General features: G+C 42.0%; 11 protein-coding genes. 2 read left to right on the top strand and 9 right to left on the bottom strand.

Translation table 11 applies throughout. The features are described 5' to 3' along the window. Positions 1-136: 136 nt before the first annotated feature. Together IAG03_RS06390 and IAG03_RS06385 are read right to left on the bottom strand one after the other, a co-directional pair. Positions 137-631 (bottom strand): tyrosine-type recombinase/integrase, encoded by a 495-nt coding sequence (locus IAG03_RS06390; RefSeq protein WP_249319202.1) that lies wholly within the window; start codon positions 629-631, stop codon positions 137-139. Continuing rightward, the gene (locus tag IAG03_RS06385) at positions 624-3,122 is read right to left on the bottom strand and encodes a glycoside hydrolase family 2 protein (protein WP_249319200.1); all 2,499 of its coding nucleotides are present in this window, start codon (positions 3,120-3,122) and stop codon (positions 624-626) included. The genes IAG03_RS06390 and IAG03_RS06385 overlap by 8 nt, the downstream gene beginning before the upstream one ends. Before the next feature lie 170 nt (positions 3,123-3,292). Between IAG03_RS06385 and IAG03_RS06380 the strand changes: the two genes are divergently transcribed. Then, positions 3,293-4,156 (top strand): IS30 family transposase, encoded by an 864-nt coding sequence (locus tag IAG03_RS06380; RefSeq protein ID WP_283243032.1) that lies wholly within the window; start codon positions 3,293-3,295, stop codon positions 4,154-4,156. A 30-nt stretch (positions 4,157-4,186) separates the two neighbouring features. Then, a complete protein-coding gene (locus IAG03_RS06375; RefSeq protein ID WP_249319197.1) occupies positions 4,187-4,351 on the top strand; it encodes a hypothetical protein in 165 nt (54 codons plus the stop codon). Positions 4,352-4,530: 179 nt separating this feature from the next. On the opposite strand, the gene IAG03_RS06370 is transcribed toward IAG03_RS06375, so the two are convergent. The 7 genes from IAG03_RS06370 to IAG03_RS14410 all read right to left on the bottom strand — a co-directional run bounded on the left by IAG03_RS06370 (position 4,531) and on the right by IAG03_RS14410 (position 14,503). Then, a complete protein-coding gene (locus IAG03_RS06370; protein ID WP_249319195.1) occupies positions 4,531-6,969 on the bottom strand; it encodes a hypothetical protein in 2,439 nt (812 codons plus the stop codon). Between the two features lie 106 nt (positions 6,970-7,075). Beyond that, positions 7,076-7,927: an aldose 1-epimerase family protein gene (locus IAG03_RS06365; RefSeq protein ID WP_249319193.1), complete on the bottom strand. Its 852-nt coding sequence runs from the start codon at positions 7,925-7,927 to the stop codon at positions 7,076-7,078. Positions 7,928-7,958: 31 nt separating this feature from the next. After that, positions 7,959-8,729: an SDR family NAD(P)-dependent oxidoreductase gene (locus IAG03_RS06360; protein ID WP_249319191.1), complete on the bottom strand. Its 771-nt coding sequence runs from the start codon at positions 8,727-8,729 to the stop codon at positions 7,959-7,961. A gap of 64 nt (positions 8,730-8,793) precedes the next feature. Next, entirely contained in the window at positions 8,794-11,109 is a 2,316-nt protein-coding gene (locus IAG03_RS06355; RefSeq protein ID WP_249319190.1) for a hypothetical protein, read from the bottom strand. A 74-nt stretch (positions 11,110-11,183) separates the two neighbouring features. Further along, positions 11,184-12,617, bottom strand: coding sequence for an extracellular solute-binding protein (locus IAG03_RS06350; RefSeq protein WP_249319188.1), 1,434 nt, complete (start codon positions 12,615-12,617; stop codon positions 11,184-11,186). Positions 12,618-12,738: 121 nt separating this feature from the next. After that, positions 12,739-13,587 (bottom strand): ABC transporter permease subunit, encoded by an 849-nt coding sequence (locus tag IAG03_RS06345; RefSeq protein WP_249319185.1) that lies wholly within the window; start codon positions 13,585-13,587, stop codon positions 12,739-12,741. A gap of 13 nt (positions 13,588-13,600) precedes the next feature. Next, positions 13,601-14,503, bottom strand: a complete 903-nt coding sequence (locus IAG03_RS14410) for an ABC transporter permease subunit (RefSeq protein WP_249319184.1) — start codon at positions 14,501-14,503, stop codon at positions 13,601-13,603. Between the last annotated feature and the right edge of the window lie 134 nt (positions 14,504-14,637).

Here is a 14,637-nt window from a genome sequence, read left to right as displayed (position 1 = left end):
CAGCAGCTCTCTGCTCTTTTCCCTGCGGGCATTTTCTTCCGGGGTGCGTTTCTTTCTTGCCATTGTAAAACCTCCACTGTGGTGCTTCTATTATACACCACAGTGGAGGTTTACACAAAATATGGGATGGGCTCTATTATTTGATTCTAGAGTTTTCCAAGTACATGCGGATTACTTTTGTAACCATATCGTTTTCGTATAAATATTCTGGAAAAGTCATTCGGACTTCATCTGGCGTCAAAGGTTCAATCCCCAATAATTTTAAATAGGATTGAAATGCAGAAGAAATCTCTTCTTCTGTAAATTTATTTCCTTTTTCATCACAACAAACATAACGAAAACGATCCAAGATTCCTTTTTCAAAAAACTCTGCAAGCTTTCGAGCGCGAAATTCAGTAAAAAACGCGCAAATATCAGGTGTCAGAATAAAAGTCTTCCCATGCACCGTAAGCTTTTTTGTCTCAAAGTCTATCTCGTTCCACTGAAGATCTGCTGCCTGGTCTGCATTCAAATTAACCAAAATCAAAAGATACAAAATCGCTTGAAAATCTTCTTTCTTTCGATAAAAGAAGAGTCTTGCAAACGGCTCTGTTCGGAGTGTATGTGTCCGTTCTTTTGTGATTTCACTCATGAGCCATTCCTCCAATATAATGATTTATAGAAAGAATTTCCGGATGGAATTGCTTAACCGGATCCTTGGTATGAACATAAACATGTTTCTTTTCTCCTGGCCAAAGGTCAAAAGCGTTATCGCTTACCGTGAAGAAATCTTCCGGCATAATTGTTACATCCCAAGTAAAATAATCTGCCGTAAGTTCAATTGTCCAGTCACAATCTGAAACCCGATAAATTTTTGTTTTTACTGCTTCTTTGGGAATTTTCAGTTCTTTAAAAGCTGCAAGGAATTTTCGATTTCTTGCAAGTAGCTTTTTTCCTTCAAAAACTTCAACAAAAGCAAAGGTTTCCTTTGTATTAAAAGATTCCCTTTCCGGAAGCTTACCAATAGAAATCGGACTTGAACCCTCTAGAATACAAGTTTCTGTTTTACTCCAAAGTATCTTTCCTGAAAAAGTCTGAATACCAAATGTAACAGAAACCGGAATTGTTCTTATGGTATCGTTGTATAGGGTGATTTGGCCCCAACGATCTCCAAAAACTGCATTGACAGGAGCAAATGCACGCTTCATATAGTAATAACTCGCTTTTGGGATTCCATAATAGTCAAGTGGTGCATACCCAGTATGCCCCCAGCTTTCGTTATATTGCCAATATAGCGTTCCGCTGCAGACATACATTCGGCTTCTTAGGGTATCCAAAATGTCCTTTATTGCTTCTGCTTGGATCATCTGACCCGCTATTGTGTATTCTTTAAGGTCTGTCACTTCCTGATCCTTGTAGTATTTCAAAAGAAGATTCTGGATCAAACCAATCGCATAAAAACACATATGATGATACCACTCATGCGAAGACATATCAATCGGAAGTCGCCCCATATATCTGCTTGCCGAAGAAAGGTTTGGGGGAGTTTCTATTCCAAACTCGCTGACAAATTTATGATTTTCTTGAGAAAAATCCCAAATATCTAGTTGTTTGGTTCCATTTGACAACCATGCCATTGAATAATCCCAGACATGTTGATCCCCGCATTCACTAGTATTTGCATATTCACCGCCGAATGGGCTGCTCGGCCAATAAAAATTATTCGGATCTAATTGTTTCAGCGCATTTGGAATAATTTCATCATATATTTTAAGACCATAATGCTGTTCTGTGTCGCCGTGCTGAATTTTCATTTCGTCGAACATCTGCATATTTTCATTATTCCCACACCACAGCCCGACTGAAGGATGGTTTCGATATTTTCGAATAATATATGCCACTTCCTGCTCCACTTCAGAATAAAACGTAGAATCAAAATCAGGATAATAGCCACAGGCAAACATAAAATCTTGCCAAACAAGAATTCCAAGTTCATCACATGCATCAAAAAACGCATCACTCGGATAAATGCCGCCACCCCAAACGCGAAGCATATTGTAATTTCCATCATGTGCAAGTTTTACAAGATTATACGTAACTTCCGGTGTGATCCTTCCATAAATAGCGTCCTCTGGAACCCAATCTCCGCCTTTTGCATAGACTCGTTTTCCATTTACAAGGAAGGTAAACGTACTCTCTCGATCATTTAGCTTTTTCTGCTCCACCTCAATCTTTCGGATTCCATACCGCAGAGACTTTGAAGAAATTTCTATATTGTTTTGGCCTTTATAAAGCAACACTTTCACCTGGTAAAGATGCGGATCTCCAACACCATTCGGCCACCAAAACGTTACCGAATCCAAATGCAGCGTCAATTCCACTGTGTGTAAGCCCTTTTCTAGTTTAGGAATCGGAATACAGGTCGTTTTATATGTCGACGCATCCATTAACTCTACAGAAACAAAAAGATCTGCCTCATTTTGAAAGCCTTCCAACTCAACAGATACTTTTACATCCGCCGTATCATCAATGGAGGTATGAGAAAGATAAACATCGCGAATTACAGCTTCCTCATAAGCTTCTATCCTCACCCCGCGCCAAAGTCCACATGTGTGCAGGCGCGGCGTGATATCCCAGAAAAATGATTGCGTTGCCTTTCGCATCCAAAAACGCCGTACATCCCAGGTATTCCAACATTGTTCAAACTTTTCCGTTGGCTTATCTTCCGCCTCCGCAAGGCCAACATTTAACCGAACCTCCACCGTGTTATATCCTTCTTCTAAACATTCCGTTACATCAAAACGAAATTCTCGAAACATATTATTGGTGCTTCCAAGTCTTTTTCCATTCAGCCAAATGTCTGCTGTTAAGTCAATTCCCTCAAAAATCAGTTCTGTCCGTTTTTGTCTAAAATTACTTCCGATATAAAAAGTCTTGCGATACCACCAATCTTTCTCTTCTATCCACTCCATCTTCTGTGTATTATCTTCAATTAGGGGTTCCGGAATAATTCCTGCACGCATCAGATCAAGATGCACATCTCCTGGAACCTGCGCTTCAATCCATCTTCCCCACTTTTCTTCGGGTATGCCATGCTTACTAAATGTTAATTCCCAAGTTCCATCTAAAGATACTGTTACCATAAGATTACATCTTCTCCCTTCTTTGTACTTAAAATCCTGTAGTATTCTAAGAGTAAAATTTGATGGCCGGTTGTAAAATGAAGTTGGACATCTGACGAAAAAGAAATCCATAGTGACTTTCCGTATGGTAGAATGAAGTTTCCCAACACCATTCACCGGAGGCAATCACTATGGATCACACCCAGTATACCACAAATAAAGCAGAACGCAAGCCCGGAAAACATTTGACCAGAGAAGATCGGGGCGCAATTGAGGCGATGAAGAAGCTGGGGCAGTCTAATCGGGCCATTGCCAGATATTTGAACTGTTCACCCACCACCGTTTCTAACGAATTGAAGCGCGGCACACGGCCCAGAACCGGCCGGAGGGGCCGTATTCCCGGCTACTCCGCAAAACGCGGAATGCTTGTATATCAAACGCACAGAGCAAACAGCCACAAGCCACACCGCATATGTAAATGCAGCGCATTTGCTCAATGGGTCGTAAACAAGGTGCGTCAGGAGAACTGGTCGTTGGATGCCTGTGTAGGCTACGCACGCAAGCATAAGCTGTTTCTGCCTACGGAAATGGTCAGCACCAAGACCTTGTACAATGAAATATGGGCAGGCAATCTGGTATTGAAGCCGCTGGAACTTCCCGAGGCTTTGAAACGGAAAAAATGTTACAAAAGCACTGCTAAGCGCAAAAAAGCATACGGAACAACCATAGATGAGCGGCCTGAAATTGCATCGTCCAGGCTGGAAGTTGGTCACTGGGAAGGTGATACAGTGGTAGGAAAACGCAATGGCAAGGAGGCGGTTATTCTGACTTTGCTGGAAAAGAAAACACAGCACTACCTTGCAATCCGCATTCCCGGAAGGACCGGCGAGGCGGTCAATGCGGCGATGCAAAAGCTCCGTGAGGACTTCGGAGAGCCGTTTTTCAGCCAGATATTCAAGACAATTACCGTGGATAACGGGCCAGAGTTTGCGGATTTTGCCCAAACAGAACAGTTCGGGACGAAGGTTTACTTTGCTCACCCTTATACATCCTAGGAACGGGCACAGAACGAGCGGGAAAACGGTATGCTCCGTCGATATGTCCCCAAAGGAGTCTCTATTGAGAACTTCTCAGATGAGGAGATTCTCTGGGCCGCAGATGCGCTCAACGGTCTACCCCGCAGGAATCTGGGATACTGCACGCCGGAGGAACTGTTTGAGGCTTTCCTGGATATCGTCTACGCAGCCTGAACGGCTGCGAAAGCCACAATTTTGATTGAAGCTAACGCTTCAACCAAAATCGTGGCTGATTTTAGGACCCCTTTCTACCAGAATGTGTCCAATTTGCACTTGCAATTTGCGCTTTATATTTACTCCTTTAACTATTTGGAATAGATCATGAGCTTCGACATTGCAAATTCGTCATTTCGTTATATCGAAAAAGCGAAACGATTTTTTTCCAACGGCTCCGCTTCTGCACCATTTACAATTAATTTCCCAATCTTTTTCTCTGAAAGCACTTGAATTATCAACCTTTGAGGCTCGCAATAAGGCAACGGAAGATTTGACAACTGTGAACGCACAGTAATTTCCGGAGTTGCAGCAGAAATAAGTTCTGCCTGTACACCATCAATGCCAAATGCATACGCACTTCTCAAGTCCACACAAACATTCCCTACATGTTTCTCTAAATAAGCACTCGCTGCGAGGGCTCCACCGGAAGACCAAGTCATACCCGTCCATTCGGCTTCAAAACCTTTCATATCAATCCCGCGCTCGGCCGCTTTCTTTTTCATCGCTTCATCTGCCTGAGAGGTGTGTGCAGAACCAAAATGATGATGGATATTCTCCGGTGCATATCCCTGGCCGGGCTTTGCCTTACCATTTGCCGCATAAAGGATTTTTAAATTCTGGTCTCCGTGCAGATTATTAATCTTATTTGCATGATTTTCTTTCATGTCCATTAAAGCAAACGCTGCACGGCAAGCTGCAACCGCACGTTCCATAAATTCTTTTTTCCCCGTTGCAAGATAATAATTAACTAACGTCGGAACAATCCGTTGCTGACGGTTCTCATTCCATTCAGCATCCGTGTTTAAGCAACCGAAACCCCCGAAAAGATACTCTGGAAAAAATGACGGATCCCATACCTGTTGATATAAACATAAAATTCGAAGCAAATGCTCTCCATACTGCAGCCAACTATTATTTTCTGTTAGCCGATACAGCTCCAAAAACAAATCCGCTCCCCATAAGATGGACAATGTACACTGCGGTTTAATTCCTGTCCAATAATCCACTGCATAAAGCGGATGCGGACTACAGGAATAAATTGTCTCAAAATCAAAAAACTTCATATCTTCCACCATCATATGGAACACAAACTCTCCTGCACAAATAGCGGCGTTTTTCATTTTTTCCGAATGCACAAGACGCGCTACTCGTGCAAGTACTGCCGCATTCAAAGCTGTTGTTCCACTCTCTGCCAATTGGCGAGCCGGTTTCAAATCATGATATAAATATGTTGGTATTGCCCCTTTTTCTGTTTGGATGGAAAGAAGGAACTTTGCATATTGTACAGCAAGGTCGAGAAGCTCCGGGTCTTCATCACAATCTTCATAAAAGTTCAGACTCCACCACACGCTTGTGCTCATTGCAGCTGTATCATATCCATGGATTGGATCTGTCGCGCGGGCAGTCCAGAACAAGGTTCCTTCATATTGTTTTTCATCAAAATTATAGATACAAGGGAACGCGCCCTTCTGTCTTGGCAGCGATTTATAAAGATTTACAATTCCATCTGAAATTCGACGTAATTCTGCATGATTCCATTTTTCTGCATAGTGACGAATTCCATAATCAACAACCAAATCATTTTCCCACGCGTGAAAATTTGCACCTCTGCGATTCGCATTATAAATTCCAATGCATGTTTTACCATTTGCATCAAACGATTCAATACTGTCTGGCAACTCATAATGATAAGTATAACGTCGCCCATATTCCTCAAACGGCAATACCTGTGGGCGAACGTCTCCAACAAATCGTTCTCCATACCGTTTCCATAAATACTCTGTAAAAATTTGTGACACCTCAGATATTTCGCTATAGGTACCAAGCAAGACATCAAATCCATAGACCAAATTCGGCACGGTAACTTTTTGAAGCATCTGCGGTTCATGTCGTGTATAGGTGTGCCACTGCGGTTCCCAATGACAAATTCCATAAGATAAGCTCGGTGCCTCTATGATCCGCTCCAAAGAGTGCAGATCCATTGCTTGCCGGATAGTTCGATGTTCTCGAATGATATCAAGATCTGGAACAATTGCCAAATAAAATCCTCCGGCTGCCACCGCTACGATTGGGCTGCGGAAAAAATGATCTCCACACACGTGCATTTCAGATGTATGAATATTCGGCAGCCAAGCAAAATCCAAGATATCATAGGTTCGGGCAATTTTCTCTTCTGGGAAAAAATAAATACTACTCATTAATTTTGAGAGACGAAGATTCGGATACCCTTCGGCAATCTGATCCGACACCTCAACATGAATTCTTCCAGGAGCTCTGACAGAAAAAGATTGTCGTACATGGTGGCAATCCAATACTCCACAAAGGTCGACCTGATCATTTTGGCAAACACTCTGTTCCGCAGAAACAATTCCAGTCTGCAGTTCGTCCGTACCATTGTCCCATTCCACCTGCGGGGAACCGTCGACCAAAGTTAATCCGTCAAACCATATGTTTTGTTTTGTAACAATTCCGGTTCCACCAATCGTTATCCAGTGATCTTGATCATTCATAATCTGAAAATATAGATAATTTTTTCCAGAATACATTTTACTAATAATCCGTGTTTTCTTTTCCATATACATTCTCCTTTACTATACTGTTTAAAGCTTTAATAGTCAGTCGGAATAATTCTTCTTAAAATGTGATCAAAATTTAAATTGACTTTTTTAAAGGCAACACTATTTACTCGCCAAAAGTCACCGCATATGTATAAGTAAATAACTTTTGCGGATCAATACAACATATTCCCCGTTTTTCTTTCAACTTTCCATTGTGCGTTGTAAAATCATCAATTCCGTACCAAGGTTCAATGCAAATATAATGTTCCCCAGGGATAGACCAAATTCCAAGATAAGGAGTATTCAGTTCTACACACACGCGCAAACGATCATCGGCAGATTTTAGGGACACAAAACGCGACCGCAAGCCAGAAAAAATCAACGCGCCGTCTTTAAAAAGTGTATCACTCAAAACCAGTTCTTTTGATCCATCAAATACTTTATCCATACGCCCATCCAGAAGGCATTCCGAATTCATTCGGTACGCCTTGACATTTTCAGCATACTGGAAATAAAGCTTATCTCCTGGTTTACAAGAAAAGGAAGGATGGGTACCCAAAGAAAAATACATTTCATCAGCAGAATTGTTTCCGACACGAAAAGAAGTATGTAGGTTTCTCCCTTCCAAAGAGTACGTGACCAAAAGCTCAAATTGAAATGGATAAATCTTGAGCGTCTCTGCAGTGGCTTTTAAAACAAACGTAATTTTTTGTGCTTGTTGTTCGCAAACTGTAAACGGCAGGTCCATACAGAAGCCGTGCTTTTGCATATGAAACCATTTTCCATTCCAAAAGTAGGAATCCGATTTCATTCTTCCAATTACAGGAAATAAAATTGGCGCACAATACTGCCACGCCTCTATTTTTTCTCCCCAAAGATATTCTTCTCCCGTTTTTCTATCTGTCGCCCGTTTCCATTCTGCACCGACAGAATCTATTTCCACTGAGAGCAAATCATTCTGAATCCGATAAATCAAGCAATCACACCCTTTGTTGTTTTCTCCCATTTTAAATTCCCGGAATTACAGTTCCACCGCAAACCGGCAGATATACTCCGGTAATATAACTTGCAAGATCCGAAGCAAGAAACAGCACGGCATTGGCAATTTCTTCATCTGTCCCGCGTCTACCCATCGGGATTTTTGCAATATATTCTGCATCATCTTCCCCTTCTTGCCGTGTAACATCAGAAATTGTCCAACCGGGCGCCACTTCATTGACCGTAATATTATAAGCAGCAACTTCTTTGGCCAATACACGAAAAACGCCGTTCATCCCACGCTTTGCAGAAGAATACGCCGATCCTTCCGCTGAGGTTTCTGCTGCGCCCTCTGTATTGATTCCGATAAACCGACCGCAATGTGCTTCCATCATTGCAGGTAAAAAGGCCTTAGCGACATTGACGCTTTGCAGAACACAAGTTTTAAAAAGCGTGATATAACTTTCAATTGGCTGCTCCAAAACAGTTACCCACGGCTTGCTATATCCAACTGCACCGCTGATAACAATATTTGGATTCCCCAAAAGACTGCAAATTTCATTTTTCATCTCTATAACACTTGCAACATCTGTGACATCCGCCTGCACCGCAATTGCACGTTGCCCCATTTCCCGAATCTCTTTCACAAGTTGTTCTGCCATATTACGATTTGTTCCATAATGTACAGCAATATCTGCGCCGGCTTTTGCTAAAGTCCGCACAATAACTCTTCCCAATTGTCCCGTTGCGCCTGTTACAAGAGCTATCTTCCCGCACAGATTAATTTCTACCATTTTCATTCCCCCAAATATTTTGGCTTCATCACAACTATGAAACCGTTATATCATAACCAAATAGTTGTCATCATAGTAAAACTTTTTCACAATATTGCCGTTCTTTTTCAAAAAATACTTTTCGTCCATTAATATATAGTTTGGCAGGACCAGAAGTGCGCATTGTAATCCAACGCTCCGATGCGTCGACTGCCGAAACAATAGAAACTTCAGAATCTGACATAAACTTACCGCTTATTCCATCTATTCCAACAACTTCTTTGTTTTCAATATCTAGATAAACGGAGCCTATGTGAAAATCGAGAAAGGCACTGCAGCTAAGAGCACCCCCGGAACTCCATCCCATTCCAGTCCAGCACGTATATTGATTCTTTTCTTTTGTTGATTCATATCCAGGATGATGGATATTTTCCGGTGCATATCCCACACCAGGAATTGCTTTTCCGCATCCAGCATCTCGTTTCTCATACTGCTTTCCGAGGACAAGCTCATTAATCCCTTTGTTGTGGTTTTCCGGAATATCCATCAAAGCAAAAGACGCTCTGCAGGCTGCAACCGCCCTCTTCAAATACTGCGTATTGCGGGTTTCTTCAAAATATTCTGCCAAAGTAACCGCAAATCTGGATTGCCTTCCATCGTTCCATTCTCCATCTGTATTCATCACGCCAAATCCACCGTATAAATACTCCGGATAGAACGGAGGATTCCAGATCTGCTGATATAAGCACATAATATTTAGCAAATATTCTCCGGTTTCCAGCCATCTTTTTTCATCTGTCAGGCGATAGAGCTCTAGCATAAGATCACAGCACCACTGAATAGAAAGATTACAATGCGGTTTAATTCCTGTTTCATTGTCCATAAAATACAGTGGTTTCGGGCTGCAGGAATAATATGCTTCAAAATCGCTGAAATCTAAATTGGGTATAATCGTTTCCAAAACAAAAGACCCTGCTCGAATTGCGGCCTTTTGCCATTCTGTATTTGCAAACAACCGCGCGCCTTTGGCCAAAACCGCACCATTTAAACCTGTAGTTGCACTGTAACGCAGCTGTTCTCCTGGTGTAAGCTCTGAATAGAAGTATGTCGGAATCGCACCGTTTTTCTCTTGTACAGCACACAGAAAATCTAAATATTTCGAAATTTTTTCAACAAGTGCTGAAGATGATTCTAAGTCCTCATGCCAATACAGTCCCCACCAAGAAGTCACGCTCATTGCAGCTGTGTCAAAGCCTTTGATCGGATCGACAGCACGTGCAGTCCAGAATAAAGAGCCTTCATATTGATTTTCTGCAAAATTATAAATGCACGGGAATGCGCCCTGTTTTTCAGGTGACATTAAAAGCAAGTTCCGAATCCCATCTGCAATATTTTCCAGAGAGGAATCACCCCACTTGCGAGAATAATATTTCATCCCATATGCCATCAAAAGATCGTTTTCCCAAGCATGAAAATTCGAACCGCGCCTAGAAAGATTGTTGATTCCCACGCAAGAAAGTCCATTTAAGGTGCGTCTCTCAATAGAATCCATCAATTCATGTGCATAAGTATATTTTTTTCCATATTCTTCAAAAGGCAGTATCTGGGGTCGAATGTCAGAAAACCATTTATTCCCGTATTCTTCCCATAAAAAGTGCTGTATCGCTGCGACAACCTCTCTAGTCTCGTGGTAATTCCCTATCAGGATGTCATAGGAAAAGGAAAATTTGTGTGGAGGAGGGACTGCCTTTTCGGGAGAATGCGTTGTATAAACATGTGGGACTGGATCCCAAGTACAGACACCGTAACTAAGACGCGGACCTTCAATTGACGCATCCAGAGAACGCAGATCCAGTGCATACGGCAATTGATTCTCCTTTTGAAATTCATGCAAATCCGGAATGATTGCAAGATAATATCCTTTGGCGGCAACGCAAACAACAGGTGACCGGAAGAAATGATGCCCGCAGACATCTTCCTTCGTGTGATGTAATGCGGGTATCCACGCAAAGTCCAAACAATCATACGCCCGCTGAATTCTTTTCTCTGGAAAAAAGTAGATTCCGCTCATCATTTTGGATAATAATATATTGGTATCTAAAACATCACACTGAACCTCCACACGAATCCGGTTTTCAGACACTGCTGAAAATCCTTGTACAAGTCGGAAGGGTCCAGTTTCTGCTTGCATCTCCGTTCCGGATACAAAGAAATCCGGCTGTTCAGTACGTGTTTTTTTCGCTTTGTCAATCCACTCTATTTCATAAAAAGCATCTCGCTGTACAGGAATCGTATTCCAAAGCTTTTCTGTTGCTGTAATTCCTGTTCCACCAACTATCGTACCATCTGATAACGCAAAAAAGAGGCTATTTTCTTCTCGGCCGGTTCCCTTGAAAATTCCTACCACTATATTTTACCTCCCAGATAGGCAGAAAAGAGCGGATCCATACCGCTCTTTTCACGCCAGATCCTTTTTAAATTTTATTCTTCATACAGAAGTCCTGCGTCAGAAAGGATATCATTCCATTCTTGAACAACCCCGTCCAATGCTTCCTTAGGTTCCAAAACGCCAGTACCGGCTGAGCTCACCGCTTCATCCAATATCGTTTTGAGTTCACCCCATTCCGCCCATGCCGGTGCAGGTGTACTGTTTGCCAGTGCATCCGCCATGATCGGGAAAAAGTCGGGATACAGAGAATCCTCCGAGTGAAGGACAGACTGACGGCTCGGGAAGCAACCAGAGGAAACCTTCAGCGCTTCACCTTCCGCACTGGAAGCAAATTCAATAAATTTATAAGCCGCTTCCTTGTTTTTCGCATCGGAAGGAAGAACGATTGTCCATCCTCCCATCATCGCACCACCTTTATCTCCTTCTTCCCATCCGGGGCAAGCAATGGCACCAATTTTTCCAGCAACCGAGGAAACCTCTTCATTTTGCGCGTTTGCCCATGCACCCGGCCAGGTGATGACCTGCATGCAGCGTCCATCTGTAAACGCCAAGTTTGCTTCATAGTATTCATAATTATCAGAACCAGTGACCGCATAGTTTACAAGTTCATCACGGAAAGACTGCAGCACCTTGACGCCATTTTCGTTGTTGATAATCGGCTTGTACAAACCACCGATTTCCTCAAACATTCCCTGTCCCGTTCCCAGCAGCCGCGTAAAGAAGTTGCAGGTTGTCTGGTCACATCCTCGTTTCATCATCAACGCCGTACCATAAAAATCTTCGTCTGGACGGGTAAAGAATTCTGCAATATCAAAATACATCTGCCAGCTTGTCGCAGGAGCAAGGTCATAACCGTATTTCTCCTTAAAGGCTGCCTGTTCTTCCGGATCCTCCATCAAATCCTTACGATAGAAAATGATCTGGCAATCCGCCTTATAAGGATAGGCAATCAAAGAGCTCTTATCCTCGTTATAATAAGACGCGATTGTGGCCGGAATAAAATCATCCACATTATAATCCGGATCAGCAAGGCTTGGATTGGACGCATAGTCAAGCAGATTTTCTAAAAGCCCCGAATCCTTAAACTGCAGCGTAAAATCCATTGTTGCGATAATTACATCATAACTCCCGGATTGTGCTGCAAGATCCGTCTGGATTTTTGTTTTATAAACATCAGCAGGGATTGCTACCAATTCCACATCACAGTTGAATTTTTCTTTGAACGCATTGATCTGCGCAGAAGCCCCATCTGCAGCCTCGCCCGCCTCTGTGCAGACAATAACTTTTTGCCCACTGATATCTATATTTTCCGTTGTCTCACCAGATGAATCCTCGCTGCTTGTTCCTTCCGATGCAGAGACAACGGAAGACTCACCCGATGTTCCTGCAGGTTCTGAACTGCTACATGCTGTCAGTACTCCTGTAAGCATCAGCAGGCATAACATAAACGCAATAACTTTTTTCATTTTTTACCTCCTATTAAATTTGGGTTTGATTTTCAGACATCCGTTCAGTTGACACCCGATCCTCCTTTTTCTTGATATTTTTATTAAGAGGAAACATTCCTCCTAAAATGCAACCATAAAATTATCCCTTAACGGATCCTGCCGTTAATCCTTCCACCAAATATTTCTGTGCAAAAATAGTCAGCAGTACTACCGGGATCAATGTAATCGTCATTACCGCATACATTTCACCGTACAACCGCTCTCTGGAAGCATTGTAAGATGTAACCAAAACAGAAAGTGTTCGGACTTTTTCCGTTGTGGTAAGAATAATTGCAAACAGTAAATCATTCCAGGCTAACAAAAAGCTGAAAATCGCAGTCGTTGCCAGACCAGGGGCAATCAAAGGAAGGAGTAACCTAAACAGAATTCCTGTTTTTGTACAGCCATCAATCTTACCGGACTCCTCAATCTCATATGGGACCTGTCGAATAAAACTACGGATCAGAAAAACACTAAACGGCAAATTGAACGTCGTGTAACAAACAATTAACCCTATGTGCGTATCAATTAAACCAAGCATACGGAAAATCATGTACATTGGGACGCAAAGTGCAGCGGCTGGCATCATTCTTCCACTGATAACGACCGCCATGATCGCACCGTATCCTTTTCTGGTCTTTCTTGCTAATGGATAAGCCATCATGCTGCCAATCAAAAGAGAAAACACCATAGAAAACACTGCAATAACAACTGTTGTAAAAATATGCTTTCCAACATTATTGCTTTGAAAGGCGTTAATGTATTGATCCAGTGTTACCGTATCTGGAATAATTCGAGGCGGTGACTGAAAAATTTCTTTTGTTGGTTTAAAAGAAGAAAGAGACATCCAAATAACCGGAAGAATATATAAAACGGAGATTACCGTAACAGCAACAATATAAATGGCCTTTTTGGCCCAGTATTTTCGGTTTCCAAATACATTTTCCACGTGGTTCTCCTCCTTATTCCGCCGATGCAGTATTAAACAGCTTTGTAATCAACAGGCTAAATCCCATAATTACAATCATAACTAAAACCGCCCCCGCTGCTCCTACGCTTGTATTGCATTCTTCAAAAGCGATGTTATATACAAAGAAACTTAGCGATTCTGTCTTGTTGCCCGGTCCGCCGCCAGTCGATACTTTGATTAGGTCAAAAATTCGGAGTACATCCATCATACGGATGGAAATAGCAACCGAAAGAATTGGACGCAAAAGCGGAATCTGGATATGGAAGATTTTTTGCCACCACTTAATACCATCTAATTCTGCAGACTCATAAAGGGACGTGTCAATTGAGCGCATACCGGAAGCAATAATCAACATCATAAACGGGGAACAATACCAAATATCGATTAGGCAGACCGACCACAACGCCAAATTTGGATCTGCCAGCCAACTCACATTTTTGAGCCCAAGAAAAGACATCACATAGGAAAACAGTCCAAACGTCGGGTCATACATCTGTTTCCAAATGGTTCCTGTTACAACTCCCATCAACATATAAGGCATAAACAGAAGGCCGCGGAACAATTGGGAACCAGGTGCAAATTTAGCCTTTTCTATCTGAACATTTAATAACAATGCAAATGCATACCCGATCAGAAGTTCAGCTGCTACACACACCACTCCTAAAATCAATGTGTTTTTCACAGCATTCGTAAATTGCCCCTCTGTCAAAACTTTCAGGTAATTTTTCAGTCCAACAAATTTGACAGGTGCATTGGGCTTTGTAACCTTATAATTGATCAGACTGAGATACACCCCATACAATGTTGGAACAATTTGGATAAACACAATTACCAAAATTCCTGGCAACATTAAAAAAAGATCTGCTTCCAATACTTTGGAACGAAGTTTTCGCACATTGATTCCCCCAAAAACAATAATTAAACAACTCGACCATAAAAATGACTTTTCTAATCGATTTATTTGAGTTATTTATATCACACGCATTTGTTATTGTCAATAGTTTTTTAAAATATTTAAAAAAACCATTA

The organism is Yeguia hominis, from assembly GCF_014384705.1.
Lineage (GTDB): Bacteria > Bacillota > Clostridia > Oscillospirales > Acutalibacteraceae > Yeguia > Yeguia hominis.
This window is presented reverse-complemented; position numbering and strand designations above follow the sequence as displayed.

What these genes read in the sequence shown, in the direction of transcription:
- IAG03_RS06390 (WP_249319202.1), bottom strand. Translation starts at nt 631, where the DNA reads ATGAGTGAAATCACAAAAGAACGGACACATACACTCCGAACAGAGCCG.
- IAG03_RS06385 (WP_249319200.1), bottom strand. Translation starts at nt 3,122, where the DNA reads ATGGTAACAGTATCTTTAGATGGAACTTGGGAATTAACATTTAGTAAG.
- IAG03_RS06380 (WP_283243032.1), top strand. Translation starts at nt 3,293, where the DNA reads ATGGATCACACCCAGTATACCACAAATAAAGCAGAACGCAAGCCCGGA.
- IAG03_RS06375 (WP_249319197.1), top strand. Translation starts at nt 4,187, where the DNA reads ATGCTCCGTCGATATGTCCCCAAAGGAGTCTCTATTGAGAACTTCTCA.
- IAG03_RS06370 (WP_249319195.1), bottom strand. Translation starts at nt 6,969, where the DNA reads ATGGAAAAGAAAACACGGATTATTAGTAAAATGTATTCTGGAAAAAAT.
- IAG03_RS06360 (WP_249319191.1), bottom strand. Translation starts at nt 8,729, where the DNA reads ATGAAAATGGTAGAAATTAATCTGTGCGGGAAGATAGCTCTTGTAACA.
- IAG03_RS06350 (WP_249319188.1), bottom strand. Translation starts at nt 12,617, where the DNA reads ATGAAAAAAGTTATTGCGTTTATGTTATGCCTGCTGATGCTTACAGGA.